Origin of the sequence: Pseudomonas sp. 3JA (assembly GCF_036961705.1) — a bacterium.
Taxonomy (GTDB): domain Bacteria; phylum Pseudomonadota; class Gammaproteobacteria; order Pseudomonadales; family Pseudomonadaceae; genus Aquipseudomonas; species Aquipseudomonas fluorescens_Q.
On sequence record NZ_JBAMDJ010000009.1, the window covers coordinates 93,992 to 113,950 of the forward strand.

The following is a 19,959-nucleotide window of genomic DNA, read 5'->3' on the forward strand; positions in this document are numbered from 1 at the left end:
GCGCAAGAGGCTGGAATTTTCTAGGAAATGTCCTGCAAGTCAATGGGGAATATTCGTTCCGTCGATTGCTACGACAAGCTCGTTCAACCCTTCCACCACCGAAGCGCTGCGCGCCGGGTGCGATGTGACGTGTATCCTGACCAAGCTAGTACTTCTGTAACAAATTGGGATCATTCACGCCCTCGGCGACATACGTACTCCCCTGACCAACGTAAAAATCATTTGGCTTGGCCGCCTCGGCATACGCTTCGATTTCATCGAGACTCATGTTCGGATCCGCCTCAACAGCCGCCATGAAGTTCTGTGTCGTCGTTATTGAGCGCTCCCAATTGAGCTGACTTTCTTCTGAAACCAGTCCAGAAGGCGCTAACGTCTTGATGCAATTTTCCCCACACACCTCTCCAGCGACAACATCCTTCCAGTGAGGTCCAAAAGTAAAGACAGCAAAGTACATGGTCTTCGCCTTGGCTTTATCAATACCAAGATCGATGAGCGCGTAATAGAACATCCGATGCGTTTCAACCCACGACCGAACCCGATTCTCTTTATAGCAATAGTGATCGTGAACAATTGCCGCCTTCAAGAAAGACTCGTCGTAAGCATCGCCGATTATAGGTTGCGCCCATTTCGGGATCGAAGCGCCATCCGTGGTTCCTGACTCATGATTGCCTGCTTTCCAAATATCGGTTTGCCAAACCAAGCCATTTGGCGCCTTGAACGTAAGCATGGAGCCTAACTGACACTTTCGCTCCTTGGTCAATTGGCAACCTTCAGGGAGCAATGTCAGCTCCCCTGTAAACTGACTCGCAAAAAGTGTACTTGAGACACCCATTAACAGCACCACAAGCGCTATTGCCTTAAGCATATCACCCTATCCTTGTCGATATAGCAATCAGCCAACTCACATCACGTCTTATGGCGCTTGGCGCTAAGAACTTCACTTACATAAGGGCTGCCAGTTGACTATAGCAGTCAATTTTCCAGGCAGATCCTCGCGCCAAATGGCCCAGCCAATTAATCCGGCAAATGCCATAATCCCTCCCTGCTCATACCAGAGACGGATCAATGACCACCGAACGCTACGACCAACTCGCCATCTTCGCCGCCGTCGCCCAGGAGCGCAGCTTCACCCGCGCAGCGGCCAAGCTGGGCATGTCGCAACCGGCGCTGAGCCGGGCGATGCGTCAGTTGGAGGAGCGGCTGGGGGTCAGGTTGTTGTCGCGAACCACTCGCAGTGTCGCCCCGACCGAAGCCGGTGAACACCTGCTGCGGGTGGTCGCGCCGCGGTTCGAAGAGATCGATAACGAGATGGCGATGCTCAGTGAGTTTCGCGATAAGCCGGCGGGTAAGTTGCGCATCACTGCCGGTGAGCACTCCGCGATCACGATCCTGCAATCCGTTCTCGCCAGGCTGCTACCTGACCATCCCGACCTCAACATCGAAATCATCGTCGACTATGGCTTTACCGACATCGTCGCGGAGGGTTTCGACGCCGGTGTGCGGCTGGGCCCGCAGGTGGCCAAGGACATGATTGCCCTGCGCATCGGCCCTGACATGCGCATGGCGGTAGTGGGCTCGCCCGCGTATTTCGGCCGATATGCCAAGCCGGTCATCCCAGACGACCTTACGGCGCACAACTGTATCAACCTGCGCATGCCGACCCATGGCGGCCTCTACGTCTGGGAGTTCGAAAAAAACGGACAGGAACTGAAAGTCCGGGTGGAAGGCCAGTTGGTGTTCAACACCATCGCGATGCGCCTGGAGGCTGCGCTTCAAGGCTTGGGGTTGGCCTTCATGCCAGAGGACCTGGTGCAGGACGCCGTCGCGCAAGGCCGGTTGATTCGGGTGCTGGAAGATTGGTGCGAGCCGTTTTCCGGCTACCACCTCTACTATCCCAGTCGCCGCCAAAGTTCACCGGCCTTCACGCTGCTGCGCGAAGCCTTGCGCTACGAGGGTTGACTGGCCTCAACGGTGTCCAATGCTTCACTGGCACGCTTGGCCGCCGCGGCGTCGCTCTGCTCGCCCAGTAGCTGGATCAGTTGCCGCAGTTGCGCAGCGCTCAGGCCGACTCGCAGGCTGGCGGCCATGTGCGAGCGCAGTTGCGACTCCACGCCGGGGGTGACCACCAGCGCGGCGACTGTCGCCAGCTCACGGCTTTGCCAGTCCAGGTTGTCACGCTCGAAAATGTCGCCGAACAAGTGCGTCTGCAAGTACTGGTTGATGACCGGGACGAAGTCGAACAACGGTCCCTGGACGGGCGCACCGGCAATGCGCGTCTGATTGGCCCTGCCCGCCGCCAGCAGCGCATCGCCGGTAGGAATCAGGCGAGCGGGCTCGCGCCCCGGGTTGTCCTGGACGCCGCGTTGCTTGCGCGCCTCCACCACTTCCATCAATTCGCCGAGAGCGTTGAGGCTGCGGGGAAAGCCGCTGTAGGCGTAAAGCTGCACCAGGATTTCCTTCGCCTCGCTGACGGTGAGGCCGGCATCCAGCCCTTGATTCAAGGCGGTATTGAGGCCGGGCATGTTGCTCGTCGCCATGGCGGCGGCAATCAACGGGATGGCTTGCTGCTTGGCCGATAGGGTTGGCGAAACTGCCACGGCCTCCGGCTTGGTCGATGGCATCGACACTCCAGTGGCGCCGTACTGTTCTTCGCTGACCTTCTCCAGCCACTCCACGCTTTTGCCCTCCACCGTGCCAGTGACGGCCAGGTGGGTCATGGCGTTTGTCGGCGCGGCACCATGCCAATGCTTGACGCCCGGTGGGCAGACGATCACGTCGCCCGGGAGGATCTGCTGCACGGGCTTGCCCCATTCCTGCGTCAGGCCGACACCGGAAACCACCACCAAGCGCTGCCCAGCGGGATGGGTGTGCCAGGCCGAACGCGCGCCCGGTTCGAAGCTGACGTAGGCGCCGAACGCATTGATTTCATCGGTTGCCAGGAACAGCGGATCGACCCGCACGCGCCCGGTGAAAGAGTCTGCCGGGCCTGCGTCCGACGCTTGGCTGCCGGCCCGACTAATCTGTTGCGAAGTCCGGGACGCGCTGGTGCTTTCTGTACTGGCGGCGTCGACAAAAGGCGCCGCTGCGCATAGCGCAAAACAAAGGCTACCGGTTGAACGCAGAGTCATTTGGCTTTCCTCTCGATTGATATCGTAGAGAAACAAATTAACCTTGCCGCATTAATCGATAAACCATGCCAATTACATAGCACTCATATCGCAATCACATAAATCCGACTTACTTGATCTCAACCAACCGCACTGCCTGTGATCCGTCCAGCGACAGGTGAATCACCGCGGCTTTGCTTGGGAAGTTCGGCGCATCGTCATCGGTATTCTCCATCACAGGAATGTCGATAAGCGTCTGCTCACCCGTCGGGTCGCTGACCAGCTTGGCGTCCAGTTTGTCGATAGCACGCCAGCTGTCGCCACCGATGCGCATCACGTCCAACAGGCTGTAGTGCGGCGCACCTTCTTCGTTCTCTTCGGGCGTAAAGGCCGCCAGGTATTGGCTGTAGTTGTTGCCCATACCGAAACCCTCGACGGTGAAGACCGCAAGGGTGACCTGGCTGTCCTCGCCGGTGTCCAGCGTCTGCACCAGCGTCGCTTCAGGATAGCCGGTGGCATAGCTGTCCTTGATGAGCGCTACCAAGTGCCCGATCTGTTCTTCCAGGGCTTTCGGAACGGGTTTCGATTCAACGGCGTGAGTCAGGGTGCAGGTGAAAAACAAGGCAGCGGTCCACAGGCGCAATTTCATGGAAGTGAGGTCCGGGGTATTGGGAGATCAGCGCGCAATGGTAGCGGTTGGCCAGGGATTTGGTAGCCCATTGTTGATAGGTTTTGCGGTGGAGTGCACAACCTTGCTCGCGAAAAGCGCTGGGCCAGTGGGCATTGAGGTTGGACGCGCTGCCGAATACCCCGAGCGTTGAATTGAAGACAGTAATTTGTATCACGTGTCTCAACGTTTTTTTCTGACGACCTTAAATACCTTATTGCAATGATCCTGATTCTTTAAAAATCAAGGCGCATGAGAGCCCAGACATAACAATCATGCGGACCTGCCGGTTACAAATCAAATACAATTAAAAATGATGGCTAGATAATACCACTCAGGCACATATCATAATTATCGACCAACGCGCCAGTTCACTTCAGCCAAAAAAAAGTTTTAACTTTTTTCCACACTGACGTTTGACAAATATTTCTTCCACGACTAGGTTTTGGGCTCGAAGTGATTTTGCTTCGAACAAAACTTTACTAGAAGGAATTAGACTATGACGACGACAATTCGTGTACTTAGTGCACAAGAGCAGAAAGCCATCAGTGCATCTGCTGCCTTTACCAAAAGTGGTGGCGGCGGTGGCGGTGGCGGCGTGGCTTAATAAGCCACGGCGTAGTCAATAGTAACGCAAGGATAGCCAGCGCACATGGAAGTGCACGATTCCTGTTAGAGCCTACAGCCTTACACGCATTAAAAATCATCGATAGTTGGATGATGGACTGAGTCATACATGGAGGTATGTCATGCAACAAACATCAGCAGACCTTTCTACTGAAGAGCTCGACACCTTAAAAAACTTAGTCAAAGGTTATTTCCACTCAACGGCACAACCCATTTTCAGTTTTTTGTCAGGGTCCATCACGGAGGGAATCTCTACACCCAATTCCGATTACGACATCTATGCAGTATTTGACAACTGTACAGAAGAAGAAGTCTTGATTTCGGAACTCGATCGTCCTGTAGAACTAACGAAAATTTCGCTCGCAAAAATACACTCAATAATGGAATTCATTTCAAAGGGTGAAAATCTCGCGTCCGTCGGCGCCTATGAAATGTTAATTTGCCATCGAGTGTATTCCGGCATTGCCCTTAGCGGGGAATCAGTGTTCGACAGCATAAAAAAAGAATTTGATGTTACTACATTCAGGACTCGGCTCGCTGACTTGTCTTTACTCAACGCTGAGCGTGAACTCAAGGTATCGCAGGGGTTCAAGTTGGTTAATGACCTGCGCTCAGCACTCTTCAGTGCACATAAAGCACTCAGGCACAGTCTCAGTGTCCTTCTGGCAATACGCGGATCGACATCAGTCTTGGAAAAATGGCATGTACGCTACGCAGTTCGATACCTGGGAGAGCACCATCTTGGCTTCCGTAGATTTCTTGAACTCGCCTCTTCCATTCCAGTTTCATCGACAGTTGAAAGTAAAAAATATTTGATCTCTGTCAAAAAATTTCACCAAATGATCACCGATTACAAAATCATTGCCGACATCGTACCGGAAGAGATTTTTTTTGTTGAATCCAGGCTGGTTGATACTGATCAACTGAGTGATGAACCGCTGATTCTCAAAAATCCGGATGCCCGCGTCATGTTTCATATGTCAAAATGGTACCTCACGATCGAGTCTAAAGCGATCCTGGAGCTCCCCAGTTCGGCCGCGCTTTTTTGGGCATTAATAGACAACGCACAATCAGTGGACATGATTATTGATCGTGCAAAAGAGCACCTGAAAATAACCGACAATGTTTGTCTTGAGTATTTAGATGCACTGGCCGCAGCCAAGGCAATCAGCTCGCACTCATTTGAAATACCTAAAAGCCACAGAGCAATATAATTACCTGCCTACGGCTTATGGGTACCAGATCATTTGAAAATGGGTTTTCGCCAAATGAAAGCAGCTGCGACGCGCCAAAGTTACGCCAACTTTTACTATTCCAGCATACTCAAGTTTTCTGCAAATCGTTTTTTCCCCTTTGTCAGCATGGCATTTGCCGGAATTCTGGTTGCAAACAAAAACTTCGATGAGTTCGCCTTTTTCAGCTACATCACATCAGCATTTATATTTCCCGCGACGGTTGTCACCTTCATGTTCAGGGCGGTGGGAAACCTGGCATTGGAGGGAGGACGCACACGTGAGAATATCTTCATGTCATCCTTTCTTATGGTCATTGCCTGTTCATTCCTGGTAGCAGCCGCTTGTTACCTGATCACAATCACATCCGATCGTGAAATAGACAGCCTTTCAAAAAGCTATAAGGCGCTGACGTTTTGCCATGTGTACCTTATTTATATATCGATATACATTCTTACAAGCTTCTTTAACGCATATTTTGAGGCTCACGTAAAAGGCAACAGCAGCAGCATCGCCCGATTCATAAACTTCTTCCCGTTCATGTTTTTTTCAGGCGCGGCGTTTGTGCTGAGCGACAAAGAAAATTATTCGCTCACTATTGCGTACCTCATGCTTGGCTGTGAATGCCTGGAACTGGCCTACTACATCTATAAAAGCAGCACTCTCAAGCTTTGGCGACTCTGCTTCAATTATTCGGTACTTCGGCACCTTTTTATAATTGGCAGCCCCAACGGACTTGGCCTTGCATCCCAGCGATTCGCATTTTTCATGGCCAATAAAAAACTATTCTTAATTGACAAAGACCTGGTGTCTATTTTTTCAATTGCAGTAAGCATAACAACCCTACTAATAATCCCGGTTTCAGCATTTACTCAGATTCACAGCATCTACGTATCTAGAAATGGCCAACCAGGTCTTTCGTCGATGGTCTTTCGCTACCTCGCGCTGAGCATGCTTATACCTATCGCCATCCTTGTGACATGGGGCATTGAAATCGGTCAGCTTTTTGGCGTTACTGCTCACATGTATAAGACAGACCCCTGGTTGAACCCTAGCCTGATTTTCATGTTTTGCTGCACAAGCCTGATGATGCTCGTATCGGCTCACATTCGAGCACTGGGCAATACTATCATCACCCAAATAGTCATGAACGCCGTCGTTTACATAGGGTATGTGGGTTACATTTTCAGGTATGCCGACTCAAGCATGTCAGGCTCCACCTTGTTAACCACTTACTCACTCTGCTATCTATTGAGCTTCTTATTTCTAGGCGCCAACGTACACTATTTCCAGGCAAAACAACTACAGCCATCGCTGTAGACATTTTCCAATGAAAAAGTTTGAAAAATCCACATATCTACAGCCTGTGACAAAGGATAAACATGAAGTTACTCAGGGAAGGATACCCAGTCAAACGAGTTTGCATCATCGGTGGCACGGGCAAAGTAGGCCAAACGCTGGTTTCTTTCCTGAGAACAGCCAACGAACTCTCGATCGTATTTTACGCTGAAAGCTACGAGCAAGAATGCAAGCTCCGAGCTAGCTTCCAGGACAATCTGGTCGATTTTGAAATCTGTAGATCTCCACAAGCCATTCAGAAGGCTGACACTATTATCCTGATAGCTGGGAAACGAACCAGTAGAGGAAGCGGAAAAAGCGACCTCTACCAGCTCAACAAGGAAGTCATTGACCCTTACTTGGACTTCTTGAATCACAAGAACGTAATTTTGGTCACCAATCCAACGACATTATTAGGCACCTATTTAGGGCAGAGACTTGACGCCTTCATCGTAGGTGTTGGTGTTCAAAATGACTTCAATCGCCTGAAGTTTCAGTGCCCGCATGTCGACTTTGTGATGGGGGCACACAACCTGAATGAGCAGTGTTATTTCAATAACAGTCAACAACTTCTGTTTGATGGTTTCAAGTCTACAAAGGTCTACTCTGAGGCTCGCAACCAGCAGGACGACTACGTGAGCAGTGGCGACTTTGAAAAATTGCATTCCACATTCTTGGAGAATGACATCCATAAATGGTGGAAAATCCAGAGATACCATACTGTCGTCAATAGCTCTTCCTATTCATGCGCATTGGCGATTATGCAAACCTTATCCAATTTAAACGAAAACATCCATAGCGTGATTCACGCTGAGGTTTGCGTTGTAACCCCGAGTGGCTCCACCTATTTCATTGGCGTGCCACTGCTGGGAAAAAATCTGCGTTGCACCGACACCTGCCTCATGCAATTCATAGATATGCATCTCGACCAACTATCCAACTACAAGGTGGCGTGAATCATGTTATACCTGAATTACTACGATGAGTTTATTTTCCTGGTAACCTTTCATTCGCCCACAGAAAAACTAGCCTTTTTAGACCTCTATGAAGCGAACCTTTTTCCATTCCTATCCATTAGCGAGTCTCCCCGCGACACCTTCGACTATAAAATCAACCTGCGCCAAAATACCTCCGACTTTAAAGCAGACCTTTCTGACTGGTCAGAAACTGTTTTTTTCAACCCCCTTACCGACAATGCCATAAGCGATTTTGGTACTGGCTTTGTGAAGCACAGCTCCGATACTTCCCGCACAATCTACAACCCCAACTCCGGAACACTATTCTCAATAGACAAGAACACCATTGAAGTCTTGTATCGCAACAACAGCTCATTCACCAAAGATTTTCAACGCTTACTGAAACAGCTTATTGTTACAGAGATAGAACGCCAGGGTGGCGCAATACTCCACGCCTCTGCCGTCTCCTTCGGCGATTACGGATTCTGCTTCGTAGGGGAAAAAGGTCAAGGAAAAACAACAAGTTTGCTTCAATCTCTCCAGATACCCGACGTTGGCTACCTGACCAATGACAGGTTACCCATCATTCCAAGCGGGGAAGGATTCAAAGTTCTAGGGTGGTTTGAGGAGATCCGTTTAGTCATCCCAGGCAGCACAAAAAAAGAAGTTGTCCGTGTTACCGACTACGTAGATCCATCGCGCATACAAAAAAAACCTGTGTACCTGAAGAAAATAATTCTTCCAACCCGTATCCAAAGCGACTCATCACCGGCGGAAATTGTCGCAAGCCAGATGCTTTCTCCAATAGATCCTCAGCGCCCCAAATGGCTAGGCTTTAGCGCCCCTCAAGATTTCCCACTTGCGTCGCTGCTCGAGAAGGTAAGCACTGTTTGTATCCACTGGCGTTATTCTGATCTAGAGGGCTTAACGCGACAAATCGAGAAGGAGATATTAAATGTATGATTGCGTGCTGATTCTTGGCCCCTGCAGAAGCGGCACTACATTCCTCTTCAACGCACTGGCGTCCTCTCATTACATAGGAATTTTCCAACCCTTAAAGCACATCTTAAGATGCGAGCACATGAAAATCGATCCCACCCTCTCACTCCGGGATTTTGCTGGCAAACGGCTGGTGCTCAAAGAGGCCTTTGGTCCATACCTTGCCTCGGAAGCAACCTATGATCCAGTAGAACTTTTGGCGAACAATCTCAACCTTGAAAAAATCCTGCTGATCACTATTCTTCGCAACCCTGTCGACTGTTTTTCATCATGGCTTGCCTCTTTTAAAGTCACTCCGGATGAGGCAGCAATACGCCTATCGCAAGCCTATGAAAACACCGTACGGGTGCATACAAAATATCTTCAGCGAATGGATTCGGTTTCTTTAATCCTGGAAGACGAAGCAGACTGCCGCAATAAAATAAACCTGATCAGAAAGGCCATGGGCAGCGTCCCACTTCCTGACCAGTATGGCCAGTACATTAAACCGAACGACCCGCCTGGCTTCCAAGTATCCGGGCTACTCAAGAAAGCGCTTAGCGGCCAGGAATACAAGGCTGAAAACATCGAAAAGAGAAAATTCTTTTTTGATAAAAACAAGCTGAAGATTGCGGCGTCGCATTATGAAAACTTACATAACTTGAAACCCCGGTTGTCTGGCAATTTTTCAGTTTAGCAGCGGGTGACGCTCTTGCTCATAGCAGTCCAGCGACGTGTCCGGCGCACCGCTAAGACGGGGGTTTGCGGGAGCGCCTGCTCGCAAGGCGCCCCAGCCTGACCACGCGGCGCTTCAAGTCATTGATGCACTGGCAACTGCTTTTGCAAACCCCTGCCGCAGATCCTCAACCAACACATCCACATCCTCCAACCCCACATGCAAGCGCACCACCGGATTCAACGCCCGATCCTCGACACTTTGCCGGTCCTTGGTATCAGCGACGGTCACCAAACTCTCGAACCCACCCCAGGATGCACCCAACCCGAACACCTGCAATGCGTCGATGAATCGCTGCAGATAGGCGTCGTCATTTTCACGTAGTTCAAAGGAAAGCAACCCATTGCTACCCTTGAAATCCCGCTGCCACAGCGCATGACGGGGATGCTCGGGCAGTGCCGGATGGAAGACCCGTTTCACCTGCGGCTGCGCCTGCAGCCAATGGGCGACTTCCAGGGCCTGGCGCTCATGCGTCTCCAGGCGCGGCATGAGGGTGCGGGCGCCACGCAGGACCAGGTAGGCATCGTCGGGGCTGACGGTGTTGCCGAAGGTGTCGCTCATGGCCGCCAGTGCCGGCCAAGCCTCCTGACGCGTGCACACGCTGCCCATGACCACGTCGCTGTGGCCGCTCAGGTATTTGGTCAGGGCCATGATCGAGATGTCGGCGCCCAATGTCAGCGGCCGGTACAGCACGCCCGAACCCCAGGTATTGTCCACTGCCAGCAGGATGCCCCGTGGCTTGCAGAGTGCGGCGATAGCCGGCAAGTCGCAGAGTTCGTACAGCAATGAACCGGGCACTTCGGTGTAGACCATTTTGGTGTTGGCTTGCAGCCGTCCGGGCAGGTCGCTGCCGTCGGGGGCGAAGTAGCCGACTTGTATGCCGAAGGCTTCGAGGAAGTCCCTGGCCACACGTCGTACCGGGGCATACACCGCATCAGTGATCAGCACATGATCGCCAGGCCGCAGGTAGGCCAGGAAGGTTTGCGCCACGGCAGCCAACCCGGTGCCAAACAGCCGTGTGCGATAACCACCTTCCAGCTCAGTGACGAGGTCTTCCAGGGCGAAGGCCGTCGGATTGCCCCGGGCGCCATAACTCAGGACTCGCTCGCTGTCGCGCCGGGAGCGGGCGTCACGCATCTGTGCCAGGTTGTCGAACAGCACCGTGCTCAGGCGGCTGACGGGTACGTTAACGGCCCTGGCACCGGTGCCCTTTTCAGTGCGCGCGCCGTGGACCAGACGAGTCCGCAGCCGCCCAGCGACAGTGCTTTGAGGCAGCTCCTGCAATGGCTTGAGGCTGGCGACCTCCTCCTCGCTCATTTGCGCCAGCAGACCGATTTCCCACGCCAGGTACTGGCGCGCCGCGTCCTTGTTGCCAGCGTGGCGGTCGTGAGTGAAGAACAGGAAATCGATGCACTGTGCATCCGGCAATGTGTCGGCGCCTTCTTGCAGCGCCAGGCCCGCCGAGCGCCAGGCATCTGGACCGCCGTCCAGCAAACGGACCTCAGCGTGAGGCAACTCCAGGGCCGCCAGGGCCGCGAGTCGGGGATCATCGGCCACCAACACCAGCGGCCGCTGCTCCCCCGCCAGCTCACGGGCCAATAACGGCCGGATCGACCAACGCGCCCCGGCAATATGCCCCTTGCGAAACGCCCTGCTCGAACGCAGGTCGATCAATGCCACCGCGTCATCCTTCAGGGCATCAGCCAAGGCCAGCACGCTGATCAGCGGCAGTTCTTCGGATGCGACGGTTGCTGGAACCGGTAATGCCAAGCCACTGCTCAACCCACCCGACAATACAAAAGCCTCATGCCCCAACTGCCGCAACCAACTGGCGATGATCGGTGCGCGAACGCCGTCGTTGTCAAACAACACCACTCGCGCCTGACGCACGCCAACATACAGGTCGGTGGATTGAATCAATTGCCCGCCCGGCGTGTGTTGCGCTCCCGGCAGCGTGCCGGCGGCAAACTCCTCGGCGGTGCGCACGTCGCAGAGGAACAGACTGCGCCCAGCGTCCGCCGCCCACTGCTCGACCTGGGTAGCCTCGACGGTAGGCACACCGGCCCGTTCGGCCAGTCGTGTCGCCGCCAAACGCTGCCCCGGCAGCGTGCTGCTCGACACCTGATCGGCATAGCGACGCTCGCTGCCGTGCTCCAGTTGCAGATCCTCCAGGTGCCAGCCTTGCGTACCGTTTTCCAAGGCATAGATCGGGTTTTTCAACCCCAGGTCGATCAGCGTCTGGGCGCCGATGATGCTGCGGGTCCGGCCGGCGCAATTGACCACGATGGGTGTGTGCTCGTCCGGCGCCAGGTCGTGCACACGGTAGCCCAGTTCGCCATTGGGGCAACAGATCGAACCGGGAATGGTCATCTTGCGATACTCCTCCAACGGCCGACCGTCGAGTATCACCAGCGGTTCACCCCGGGCCTGCCATTGCGCCAGTTGGCGGGCGCTGACGTGAGGCGTGTGCCGGACTGCCTCTACCTGCTCGCCAAAGGCCTTGGACGGCACGTGCACACCGGCAAACAGCTGATAGCCGGCGGCCTGCCAACCATCGGCGCCGCCCTCCAGGATGTGCACATTGGCGTAGCCCAACGCTTGCAGGCGTTGCGCCGCACGTGCCGCCAGGCCTGCGCCATCCTGGTCATGGAGCACCAACCGCACTCGGAGGTTCGGCGCCAGCCGCCGCGCTTCCAACTCCAAACGGCTATAGGGCAGGTTCACCCCGAAAAACAGATGGGCTTCGCCATACTGGCCGTGCTCGCGCACATCAAACAGGGCGATTTCCTGCCCGTCGAACAGCCACTGCTGCAGTTGCTGGGGAGTTAGGGTCTGGCTCATGAGAGTCCCGCTGGAAAAATGGAATGACTGGAACGCGAGGTGGCGTCAGTGGGCGTAGGCCTTGATCGACGGTGCCATTTGCGAGGCGTTGTAATTGAGGATGCGCCCGTCTTCCTCGACGCCGTAACGGCCGTTGAGCGATTCCAGTGGCAAGCCATAGAGGTGGAAATGCAGGGTCGGTTGTTCGCCTGCGACCCGAATGCCATGCAGGTCGTCACCCAGGAACGCGATGGACGTACCGGGCTGCACCACCACTTCTTTTTCCAGGTGCAACGTGGTGTAGCCAGGTTCGCGACCTTCATCGTCGCGGGTGTAGACGAAGTTGATTTCCTGGCCTTCGACGGCGCTGATGATCGCCCAGGTTTCGTGGTTGTGGGGCAGCGTGCTTTTACCCGGCAACAGCGAGTTCAAATACAGCGTCGGGGAGTCGCCGTCGTCATTGAGGCGATAGCGAAACGCAGTGCTGCCCTGCCCCGGCACTGGTGCGGGGAAGGCGTCGAAGTTGAACAGGTCGCGGCGCTCGGCCAGGCCTTCCAGCAGGGCGACGATCTCCGTCAGCGCGGCGCGGTCGACATCGCGCTGGTGGATGACGCGCACTTTCTGCAGAAAGTCTTCGATGACATCTGGGCGGTTGAAAATACTCATGAGGCGGGCTCCATTTTTTACAAAAAGTCAGACGGACAGGCTGTAGCGACTCAGGTTGGTCAACAGGTAAGGATCATCGGCGATGGGCGGCCGCCGCCCCGGGTCACCCAAGGCATGGCGCAGAAACTCCCGGGTGCGCTCGCTGGTGGGGTGCTGGAAAATCCGCGCGGCGCTACCGTGCTCGACGATCACGCCGTTTTCGGTGAAATAGACGACATCGCTGATCTCCTCGGCGAAGCGCATTTCATGGGTGACGAGTACGCAGGTCATGCCCTCTTCGGTCAGCTCGCGAATCACCGTCAGCACCTCGCCAACGGTTTCCGGATCCAGGGCCGAGGTCACTTCGTCAAACAGAATCAGCTCCGGACGCATCGCCAGGGCGCGGGCGATCGCCACCCTCTGTTGCTGGCCGCCCGAGAGCTGCCCCGGGTAGGCGTCAGCCTTGTGCTCCATGCGCACCTTGGCGAGCAAAGCACGGGCGTCTTTCTCGGCGGCGGCCCGATTGCGGCCTAGGACCTTGCGCGGCGCAATCACCAGGTTCTCCAGGACCGACAGATGCGGGAACAGGTTGTACTGCTGGAACACAAACCCGACGCGCTTGCGCAGTTCGATACGCTGGGCTTCCTGAGCCAGCGCATGAACCTCGGTGGCACCGACGCGGATACTGCCCCGCTGGGGCTGCAACAGACCGGTGATGCAGCGCAGGATCGTCGACTTGCCCGAGCCGGACGGGCCGATGATAGACACGGCTTCACCACGGCGCACGTCCAGGTCAATGCCCTTGAGCACCGGGTTGCTGCCGAACGACAGGTGCAGGTCGCGCAGGCTGACCACGGGTTCGGCGACGGTTTCAGTAGAAGGCATAACGTCGCTCCAGGTATTGGGTAAGGCGGGAAATCGGGTAGCAATAGGCAAAGAACAGCACCAGCAGGCTCAGGTAGATCACCACCGTGAAGCCGGTCAGGTTCACGGTGTTGCTGGCGATCTGCGCGGTGTCGATCACGTCGTGCACGCCTACCAGGGAAGCCAGTGCGGTGCCCATGGTGATCACCGCGTAGAGGTTCATCCACGGCGGCAACATGCGCTTGAAGCACTGCGGCAGGATGATCGAGCGGAAAATCTGCCCACCGGTGAACGCCAGGGAGCGCGCTGCTTCCCATTGGGTGCTGGGGATCGAGGCGATGGCGCCACGGAAGATTTCCGCGACATTGGCGCTGGCCGGCAAAGCCAGGCCGAGGGTGACTTTGACCCAGTCGGGGAACGCGACATAGGCACTGCCGATACGAATCTCGAACGGGAACACATACGTGGTGAAGTAGATCAGCACTAGCCAGGGTGCATTGCGAAAGACCTGCACCCAAATCCGCGCCGGCCAGCGTAGCAAGCGCAGGGGCGACAGGACCATGGCACCGACCAACAACCCCGCCGCAGAACCCAGCCCAATGGCCAGCAGGCTGATGAGAATGTTCTGGCCGAACCCTGCGGCCAGGGCCGGCGACCATTGCAGTAACGCCTTGAACACCGGGCTGTGCGGGGCGAAATACACCAGCCAGGACAGCGCCCCCACCCCCAGCAGCACTTTACCGAAATGTCTACGCGGCCAAGTCAGCGGCGCGATGACGGACGAGTCAATGGCCATAGCCGGGCATCCTCAGGCGCGCTTCGAGGTAGCGGCCCACGCAATTGACGGTGAAACTCAACAGGCCGAAAAAACCCAGGATCAGGATCATCAGTTCCAGCACGTTATCGCTCTGGGTCCAGATCATGATGGCTGCGTAGGTGATGTCGCCCACGGCGATGGCCGAGGCCACGGCGGTCATTTTCACCAGGTCGATCAGGTTGTTGATCAGCGACGGCAAGGCAAAACGCAGGGCCAGGGGCAGTTGCACGTTCCATAACAATTGGCGGTTGTTGAAGGCCAGCGAACTGGCCGCCTCCAGGGTCACCGCGGGCACCGCTTCAATGCCGGCCCGCAACGCCTCGGCATGGAACGCGCCCTTGTGCAGCGAGATCACGATCACCACCCAGGCGAAGGGTGTCAGTGGGTTGGCCGCACCGACGGCCTCGGTCAGCAACATGTTCAGCACCAGGAAGGCGCAATACAGCTGCACCAGGGTCGGCGTGTTGCGGGTGACTTCGACAAACACCCGCGCAGGCCTGGCGAGCCAGGGCTTGCCCGAGGTCAACAGCGCCGCCAGGCCGACGCCCGCCAGCAGGCTGCCGACAATGGTCAGCAGGCACAACAGCACCGTGGTCAACGCGCCCTGCTCCAACGTGCCGCGCTGATAGGCATCGAGCAAAAAATTGTAATTGAGGCCAAGCCCGGCGCTCCAATGAACGAATTGTTCCAGCCAATGGCTCATGGCTCGCCCCTCAATTGCCCGCAGGCGAAGGCAATACGGCGGCCTGCTTCGGCGACGGTTTCGGTCGCCGTGGCGATGGACAGGCGAAACCACGGCGACAAGCCATAGGCACTGCCCGCAACGCCGGCGACGCCCGCGTCCAGCAGGTACGCCACGACATCGGCATCGTGCTCCAGGCGCAGGCCGTCCGGGCGATAGCGCCCCAGCAACCCAGCACAGCGCACAAAGACGAAAAAACCACCGTGAGGCTCGAGGACTTCAAGGCCCTCGACAGTGCGCAAGGTGCTCACCAGCCCATCACGGCGCTGACGATAGGCCGCGACCTGTTCCGGCAAGAACTCCAGCCCGCCCTCGAACGCCGCCAAGGCCGCCGCCTGGCCGACCGAGGACGCCCCGGAGGTGGATTGCGATTGCACCACGGTCATGGCATCGCTCAGCGCTTGCGGCCCGGCACCGAAACCGATGCGCCAGCCAGTCATGGCATAGGTTTTCGACACCCCGCCCACCAGCAGGCAGCGTGCTTGCAAATCCGGTGCGACGTTGAGCAGGCTCTGGGCCGCGCACCCGTCGAAACGAATATGTTCGTAGAGTTCATCCAGCAGAATCAGCACGTGGGCATGCCGGCGCAGCACCTGGGCCAAGCCTTGCAGTTCTGCCTCGCTGTACACCGCGCCGCTGGGGTTGCCGGGGCTGTTGAGGATCAGCCAGCGCGTGCGCTCGCCGATGTGTTGCTCAAGCTGTTGCGGCGTGAGCTTGCAGCCCTGCTCCAACCCGCACTCGATGAACACCGGCTCACCACCGTTGAAGCGCACGCTGTCCGGGAAGGACGGCCAGTACGGAGTCGGCACCAACACTTCGTCGCCGTCATCGAGGGTCGCGGCGAAGGCATTGAAGATGATCTGTTTCGCACCGTTGGCAATCACAATGGACTCCAGCGGATAGTCCAACTGGTTTTCCGTGCACAGCTTGCGTTGCACCGCCACTCGCAAGGCCTTCACCCCCGGCGTCGGCGTGTACTTGGTGGCGCCAGCGGCAATGGCCGCATGGGCGGCCTGCTTGATGTGCGTCGGCGTATCGAAATCCGGCTCACCGGTGGTCAGGTCGAGGATATCGCGACCGGCCTCGCGCAGGGCCGTGGCCCGGGACTTGGCAGCGGCATTGGCTGACAGCGAGACACGCTGCACGCGCTTGGACAGGTAAAGGGTCATGGCCGCGTTTCCTCCAGGACCTTGCCCGGGTTGAGCAGGTTGCGCGGATCCAGCGCCTGCTTGATCCGATGCATCAGATCCAGTTCCACCGCACTTTTGTAGCGACCCAGTACATTCACCTTGCGCTGGCCGATACCGTGTTCAGCACTGATCGAGCCACCGTGGGCATGGGCGCTGTCGTGGACTAGCTGGCTGAGCGCCGGGTAATGGGCCATGTGCGCATCAACCGTGGAGTCCAGCGGATGGGCAACGTTGTAGTGCAGGTTGCCGTCGCCCAGGTGCCCGAAGGTGTAGTGCCGCACGCCGGGAAAATGCTGTTGCAGCAGCGCATCGGTATGGGCAACGAACGCCACGACCTGGGAAATCGGCACCGAGATGTCATGTTTCATGTTACGACCGGTGCGCTTTTGTGCATCGCTCATGTTTTCGCGCAATTGCCAGAACGCCTGGCTCTGGACGAGGTTTTCAGCGATCAGTGCATCGGCCAGCAGCTGCTGCTCGAAGGCCTCACCCAACACCTGTTCGAAGACTTCCCGTGCACGGCTTTCGCTGTGGTTATCGGACAGTTCCAACAGCGCGAACCAAGGCCAGCGAGTGCCAGAGAAAGGTCGCGGCCCGTCGGGAAACTGCTCGCGCAATAGCGCAAGGCACTCGGCACTGAGCAACTCGAACGCCGTCAGGCTGGCACCAAAGCCGGCGCGGGCGTGGGACAGCAAGGCCACTGCCTGCTCCAACGAGTCGAACGCCAATAGCGCGGTGGCCCGGGCCTTGGGCAGTGGGAACAGCTTCAGCGTCGCAGCGGTGATAATGCCGAGGGTGCCTTCGCTGCCGATGAACAGGTCCCGCAAGTCGTAGCCGGTGTTGTCCTTGCGCAAGCCACGCAGGCCGTTCCAGATTTCACCTTGGGCAGTCACGACTTCCAGGCCCAGCGTCAGTTCGCGGGTGTTGCCGTAGCGCAGCACCGCGGTACCGCCGGCGTTGGTGCCCAGGTTGCCGCCGAGGGTGCAACTGCCTTCGGCGCCAAGGCTCAAGGGAAACAGGCGACCGGCTTCGCGGGCAACGTCCTGGACGGTTTGCAGGATGCAACCCGCCTCGACGGTCAGGGTGTCGTTGTCGGTGTCCACGGCGCGTACCCGATTCATTCGATCGAGCAACAGCAACACGGCGCGGCCGCTGGCGTCCGGGGTGGCGCCGCCCATCAGTCCAGTGTTGCCGCCCTGCACCACCACGGGCGTATCGGCCGCAGCGCAAGCCCGGACTACCGCTGCGACCTCTTCGGTGCTGGCCGGGTGTACGGCGGCAATCACCTGGCCAACGTAACGGCCCTGCTTATCGGTCAGGTACGGCGCGGCCTCTTCACCGTCCTGCACATGCCTGGCGCCCACCAGCGCCTGCAATGCCACGAACAACGACTGGCTCATGGCTGCGCGGCCAAGGGGGCGGTATTGCTGTACTTCGCATGCAGATCCCGCAGGGCCTGGGACGGCGCCATACCGGTGCGCTCGCCCAGTTCGATCAACCAGCCACTGCGGTGCCACTCGCGCACGATGGCATCGAGTTTGGCCTGGGTATCGTGCTCGCCCTTGCGCAGCCAGATCACCGAATTCGACGGGATCAGATCCCCCGGCAGCGGGATTTCATAGCCTGCCCATTCGGCTTCACTCAATAGCGCATGCAGGGTCGGGCTCACATGGACCGCCGCCACGCAGCCATTGCCGCGCAACGACAACAGCGACTCGGACTGGCTGCGAAATGCCTTGATCTGCGCGCCGTAGGTTTCCTGCAGGGGCTTGATGAAGTTGCTGCCCTGGGACACGCACACGGGTTTGCCTTTGAGGTCGGCCCACTGGCTGATGCCTGAGCCCTTGCGAATCAACGCCGCGCCACCGACCTCTTCATAAGGCGTCGGCACGTAATCGAGAATCTCGCCACGCTCCTCAGTGAACTGCATGTTGGCGATCAGGATGTCGACTTTGCCCTGTTGCAAAAATTGCACGCGGTTCGGCGCCAGCACCGACACCGTCTGGGTCTCCACGCCCAGCGCCTTGCCGATGCCCTGGGCCAACTCGACGTTGTAGCCCTGGTGCTCGCCGGTCTTGGGGTCGATGGTGCCGAACGGCGCACCACTGAGCATCACCCCGACGCTGATGGCGTGGCGTTGCTCGATCCGGTCCAGCGTGGCATCGGCCTGGGCCAGGCTGGCAACGCAGCCGACGGACCACGCCAGGCACAGGCTGATCAGGGTTCGACGGGCGAAAAATGAAGTCATGGGCGATTACCTTGAGCGTCGGTCGTTGGGAGAAAAGGCAGGCGTGATGCCCCTCAGGCGCCGCTGGCCTGGAACTGTTTCTGCAACTCCACCAGGGCCGGCGATGCCGGGGTGATACGGTTACGGGTCTGGGCGTCGATCAGCCAGCCGCTGCGGTGCAATTGCTTGATGATCGGGTCGAGCCTGGCTTGGGTATCGCTTTCGCCCTTGCGCGTCCAGATCACCGAGGGGGCCGGGTTAAGCTCCGGGCTCAGCGCGCGGTAGCCCTGCCATTCGGCGTTGTCGGCAATCAGTGGATTGATCAGTGTGGCGTCGTGCACCGCCGCAACGCAGTTATTGCCACGCAGTGCCAGGAGTGATTCCGAGGAGCTCTTGAAGGCCTTGATCTGGACGCCCAACTCGGTGAGCGGCTTGATGTAGCTGCTGCCCTGGGAAGTGCACACCGGTTGATTCTTCAGGTCTTCCCAGCGGCTAATCGTGCTGTCCTTGAGCACCGCCGCGGTGCCACCGACGCGGTAGAACGGCGTGGGTACGAACCCGAGGATTTCACCGCGCTCGGCGGTCCACTCCATATTGGCAATCAGCACATCGACTTTGCCCTGCTGCAGGAACTGTACGCGGTTGGCGGGCAATACCGGCACCAGTTGCACCTCGGCGCCGAGTTGCCGGCCCAATTCCTGGGCGAGGTCGACGTTCAAGCCGCGCGGTTTCTGGGTGGTGGGGTCGATGCCGCCGAACGGGCCACCGGACAGCAGCACACCCACCACCAGTTCGTGGCGCTGTTCGATCTTGTCCAGGGTGGCATCGGCCTGGGCGATGTTGACGGCTGACAATGAAATCAAGACGCCCAGCAGGACAGGCAACAATCGTTTTACGGGTGAGCGCTCGAGCAACATGGATTTCCCCTCATGGATGGCCGGCGTCCCCCGACCTGATGAGTGGGCATCCTAGGTAGCCCCTGGAGGCAAAGGAAATTCAAATATCTAATATCG

Annotated in this window: 18 protein-coding genes; 6 read left to right on the forward strand and 12 right to left on the reverse strand. The window is 57.1% G+C overall.

The genetic code is table 11. The features are described from left to right. Window positions 1-145 precede the first annotated feature (145 nt). Window positions 146-865 (reverse strand): DUF1353 domain-containing protein, encoded by a 720-nt coding sequence (locus V7773_RS09485; RefSeq protein ID WP_336073155.1) that lies wholly within the window; start codon window positions 863-865, stop codon window positions 146-148. A gap of 200 nt (window positions 866-1,065) precedes the next feature. Between V7773_RS09485 and V7773_RS09490 the strand changes: the two genes are divergently transcribed. After that, window positions 1,066-1,959, forward strand: a complete 894-nt coding sequence (locus V7773_RS09490) for a LysR family transcriptional regulator (protein ID WP_336073156.1) — start codon at window positions 1,066-1,068, stop codon at window positions 1,957-1,959. Here the strand turns inward: V7773_RS09490 and V7773_RS09495 are convergent. Both V7773_RS09495 and V7773_RS09500 read right to left on the reverse strand, forming a co-directional pair. Continuing rightward, on the reverse strand, window positions 1,947-3,128 hold the full coding sequence (locus V7773_RS09495) for a (R)-mandelonitrile lyase (RefSeq protein WP_336073157.1): 1,182 nt from the start codon (window positions 3,126-3,128) through the stop codon (window positions 1,947-1,949). The genes V7773_RS09490 and V7773_RS09495 overlap by 13 nt on opposite strands. Before the next feature lie 109 nt (window positions 3,129-3,237). Further along, complete coding sequence (locus V7773_RS09500) at window positions 3,238-3,756, reverse strand: hypothetical protein (RefSeq protein ID WP_336073159.1); 519 nt, start codon at window positions 3,754-3,756, stop codon at window positions 3,238-3,240. 767 nt (window positions 3,757-4,523) lie between these two features. Here V7773_RS09500 and V7773_RS09505 point away from each other — a divergent pair. The 5 genes from V7773_RS09505 (at window position 4,524) to V7773_RS09525 (ending at window position 9,602) form a co-directional block, all read left to right on the forward strand. Beyond that, window positions 4,524-5,615: a hypothetical protein gene (locus V7773_RS09505; RefSeq protein WP_336073160.1), complete on the forward strand. Its 1,092-nt coding sequence runs from the start codon at window positions 4,524-4,526 to the stop codon at window positions 5,613-5,615. A 39-nt stretch (window positions 5,616-5,654) separates the two neighbouring features. Beyond that, the gene (locus V7773_RS09510) at window positions 5,655-6,953 is read left to right on the forward strand and encodes a hypothetical protein (protein ID WP_336073161.1); all 1,299 of its coding nucleotides are present in this window, start codon (window positions 5,655-5,657) and stop codon (window positions 6,951-6,953) included. A gap of 62 nt (window positions 6,954-7,015) precedes the next feature. Beyond that, window positions 7,016-7,927 (forward strand): hypothetical protein, encoded by a 912-nt coding sequence (locus V7773_RS09515; RefSeq protein ID WP_336073162.1) that lies wholly within the window; start codon window positions 7,016-7,018, stop codon window positions 7,925-7,927. A gap of 3 nt (window positions 7,928-7,930) precedes the next feature. Beyond that, complete coding sequence (locus V7773_RS09520; protein ID WP_336073163.1) at window positions 7,931-8,890, forward strand: hypothetical protein; 960 nt, start codon at window positions 7,931-7,933, stop codon at window positions 8,888-8,890. Continuing rightward, window positions 8,883-9,602, forward strand: coding sequence for a sulfotransferase domain-containing protein (locus tag V7773_RS09525; protein ID WP_336073165.1), 720 nt, complete (start codon window positions 8,883-8,885; stop codon window positions 9,600-9,602). The genes V7773_RS09520 and V7773_RS09525 overlap by 8 nt, the downstream gene beginning before the upstream one ends. Before the next feature lie 114 nt (window positions 9,603-9,716). Here the strand turns inward: V7773_RS09525 and metC are convergent, their stop codons facing one another. From metC to V7773_RS09570, 9 genes are read right to left on the reverse strand one after another with little or no spacing between them, the layout of a single operon-like run. Further along, on the reverse strand, window positions 9,717-12,482 hold the full coding sequence (gene metC / locus V7773_RS09530; RefSeq protein ID WP_336073166.1) for a cystathionine beta-lyase: 2,766 nt from the start codon (window positions 12,480-12,482) through the stop codon (window positions 9,717-9,719). A gap of 45 nt (window positions 12,483-12,527) precedes the next feature. Then, on the reverse strand, window positions 12,528-13,127 hold the full coding sequence (locus V7773_RS09535; protein WP_336073167.1) for a cysteine dioxygenase: 600 nt from the start codon (window positions 13,125-13,127) through the stop codon (window positions 12,528-12,530). A gap of 27 nt (window positions 13,128-13,154) precedes the next feature. Beyond that, window positions 13,155-13,991, reverse strand: coding sequence for an amino acid ABC transporter ATP-binding protein (locus V7773_RS09540; RefSeq protein ID WP_336073168.1), 837 nt, complete (start codon window positions 13,989-13,991; stop codon window positions 13,155-13,157). Next, window positions 13,978-14,766, reverse strand: a complete 789-nt coding sequence (locus V7773_RS09545) for an amino acid ABC transporter permease (RefSeq protein ID WP_336073169.1) — start codon at window positions 14,764-14,766, stop codon at window positions 13,978-13,980. The genes V7773_RS09540 and V7773_RS09545 overlap by 14 nt, the downstream gene beginning before the upstream one ends. Beyond that, entirely contained in the window at window positions 14,756-15,490 is a 735-nt protein-coding gene (locus V7773_RS09550) for an amino acid ABC transporter permease (RefSeq protein ID WP_092141674.1), read from the reverse strand. Before V7773_RS09550 ends, V7773_RS09545 begins: the two co-directional genes overlap by 11 nt. Further along, on the reverse strand, window positions 15,487-16,698 hold the full coding sequence (locus V7773_RS09555; protein WP_336073170.1) for an aminotransferase class I/II-fold pyridoxal phosphate-dependent enzyme: 1,212 nt from the start codon (window positions 16,696-16,698) through the stop codon (window positions 15,487-15,489). The genes V7773_RS09550 and V7773_RS09555 overlap by 4 nt, the downstream gene beginning before the upstream one ends. Further along, window positions 16,695-18,119 carry an FAD-binding oxidoreductase gene (locus tag V7773_RS09560; protein ID WP_336073171.1) on the reverse strand — a complete coding sequence of 475 codons (1,425 nt, stop codon included), beginning with the start codon at window positions 18,117-18,119 and terminating at the stop codon, window positions 16,695-16,697. Before V7773_RS09560 ends, V7773_RS09555 begins: the two co-directional genes overlap by 4 nt. Then, window positions 18,116-18,967, reverse strand: coding sequence for a transporter substrate-binding domain-containing protein (locus V7773_RS09565; protein ID WP_336073172.1), 852 nt, complete (start codon window positions 18,965-18,967; stop codon window positions 18,116-18,118). The genes V7773_RS09560 and V7773_RS09565 overlap by 4 nt, the downstream gene beginning before the upstream one ends. A gap of 53 nt (window positions 18,968-19,020) precedes the next feature. Beyond that, on the reverse strand, window positions 19,021-19,863 hold the full coding sequence (locus tag V7773_RS09570) for a transporter substrate-binding domain-containing protein (RefSeq protein ID WP_336073173.1): 843 nt from the start codon (window positions 19,861-19,863) through the stop codon (window positions 19,021-19,023). Window positions 19,864-19,959: the final 96 nt, after the last annotated feature.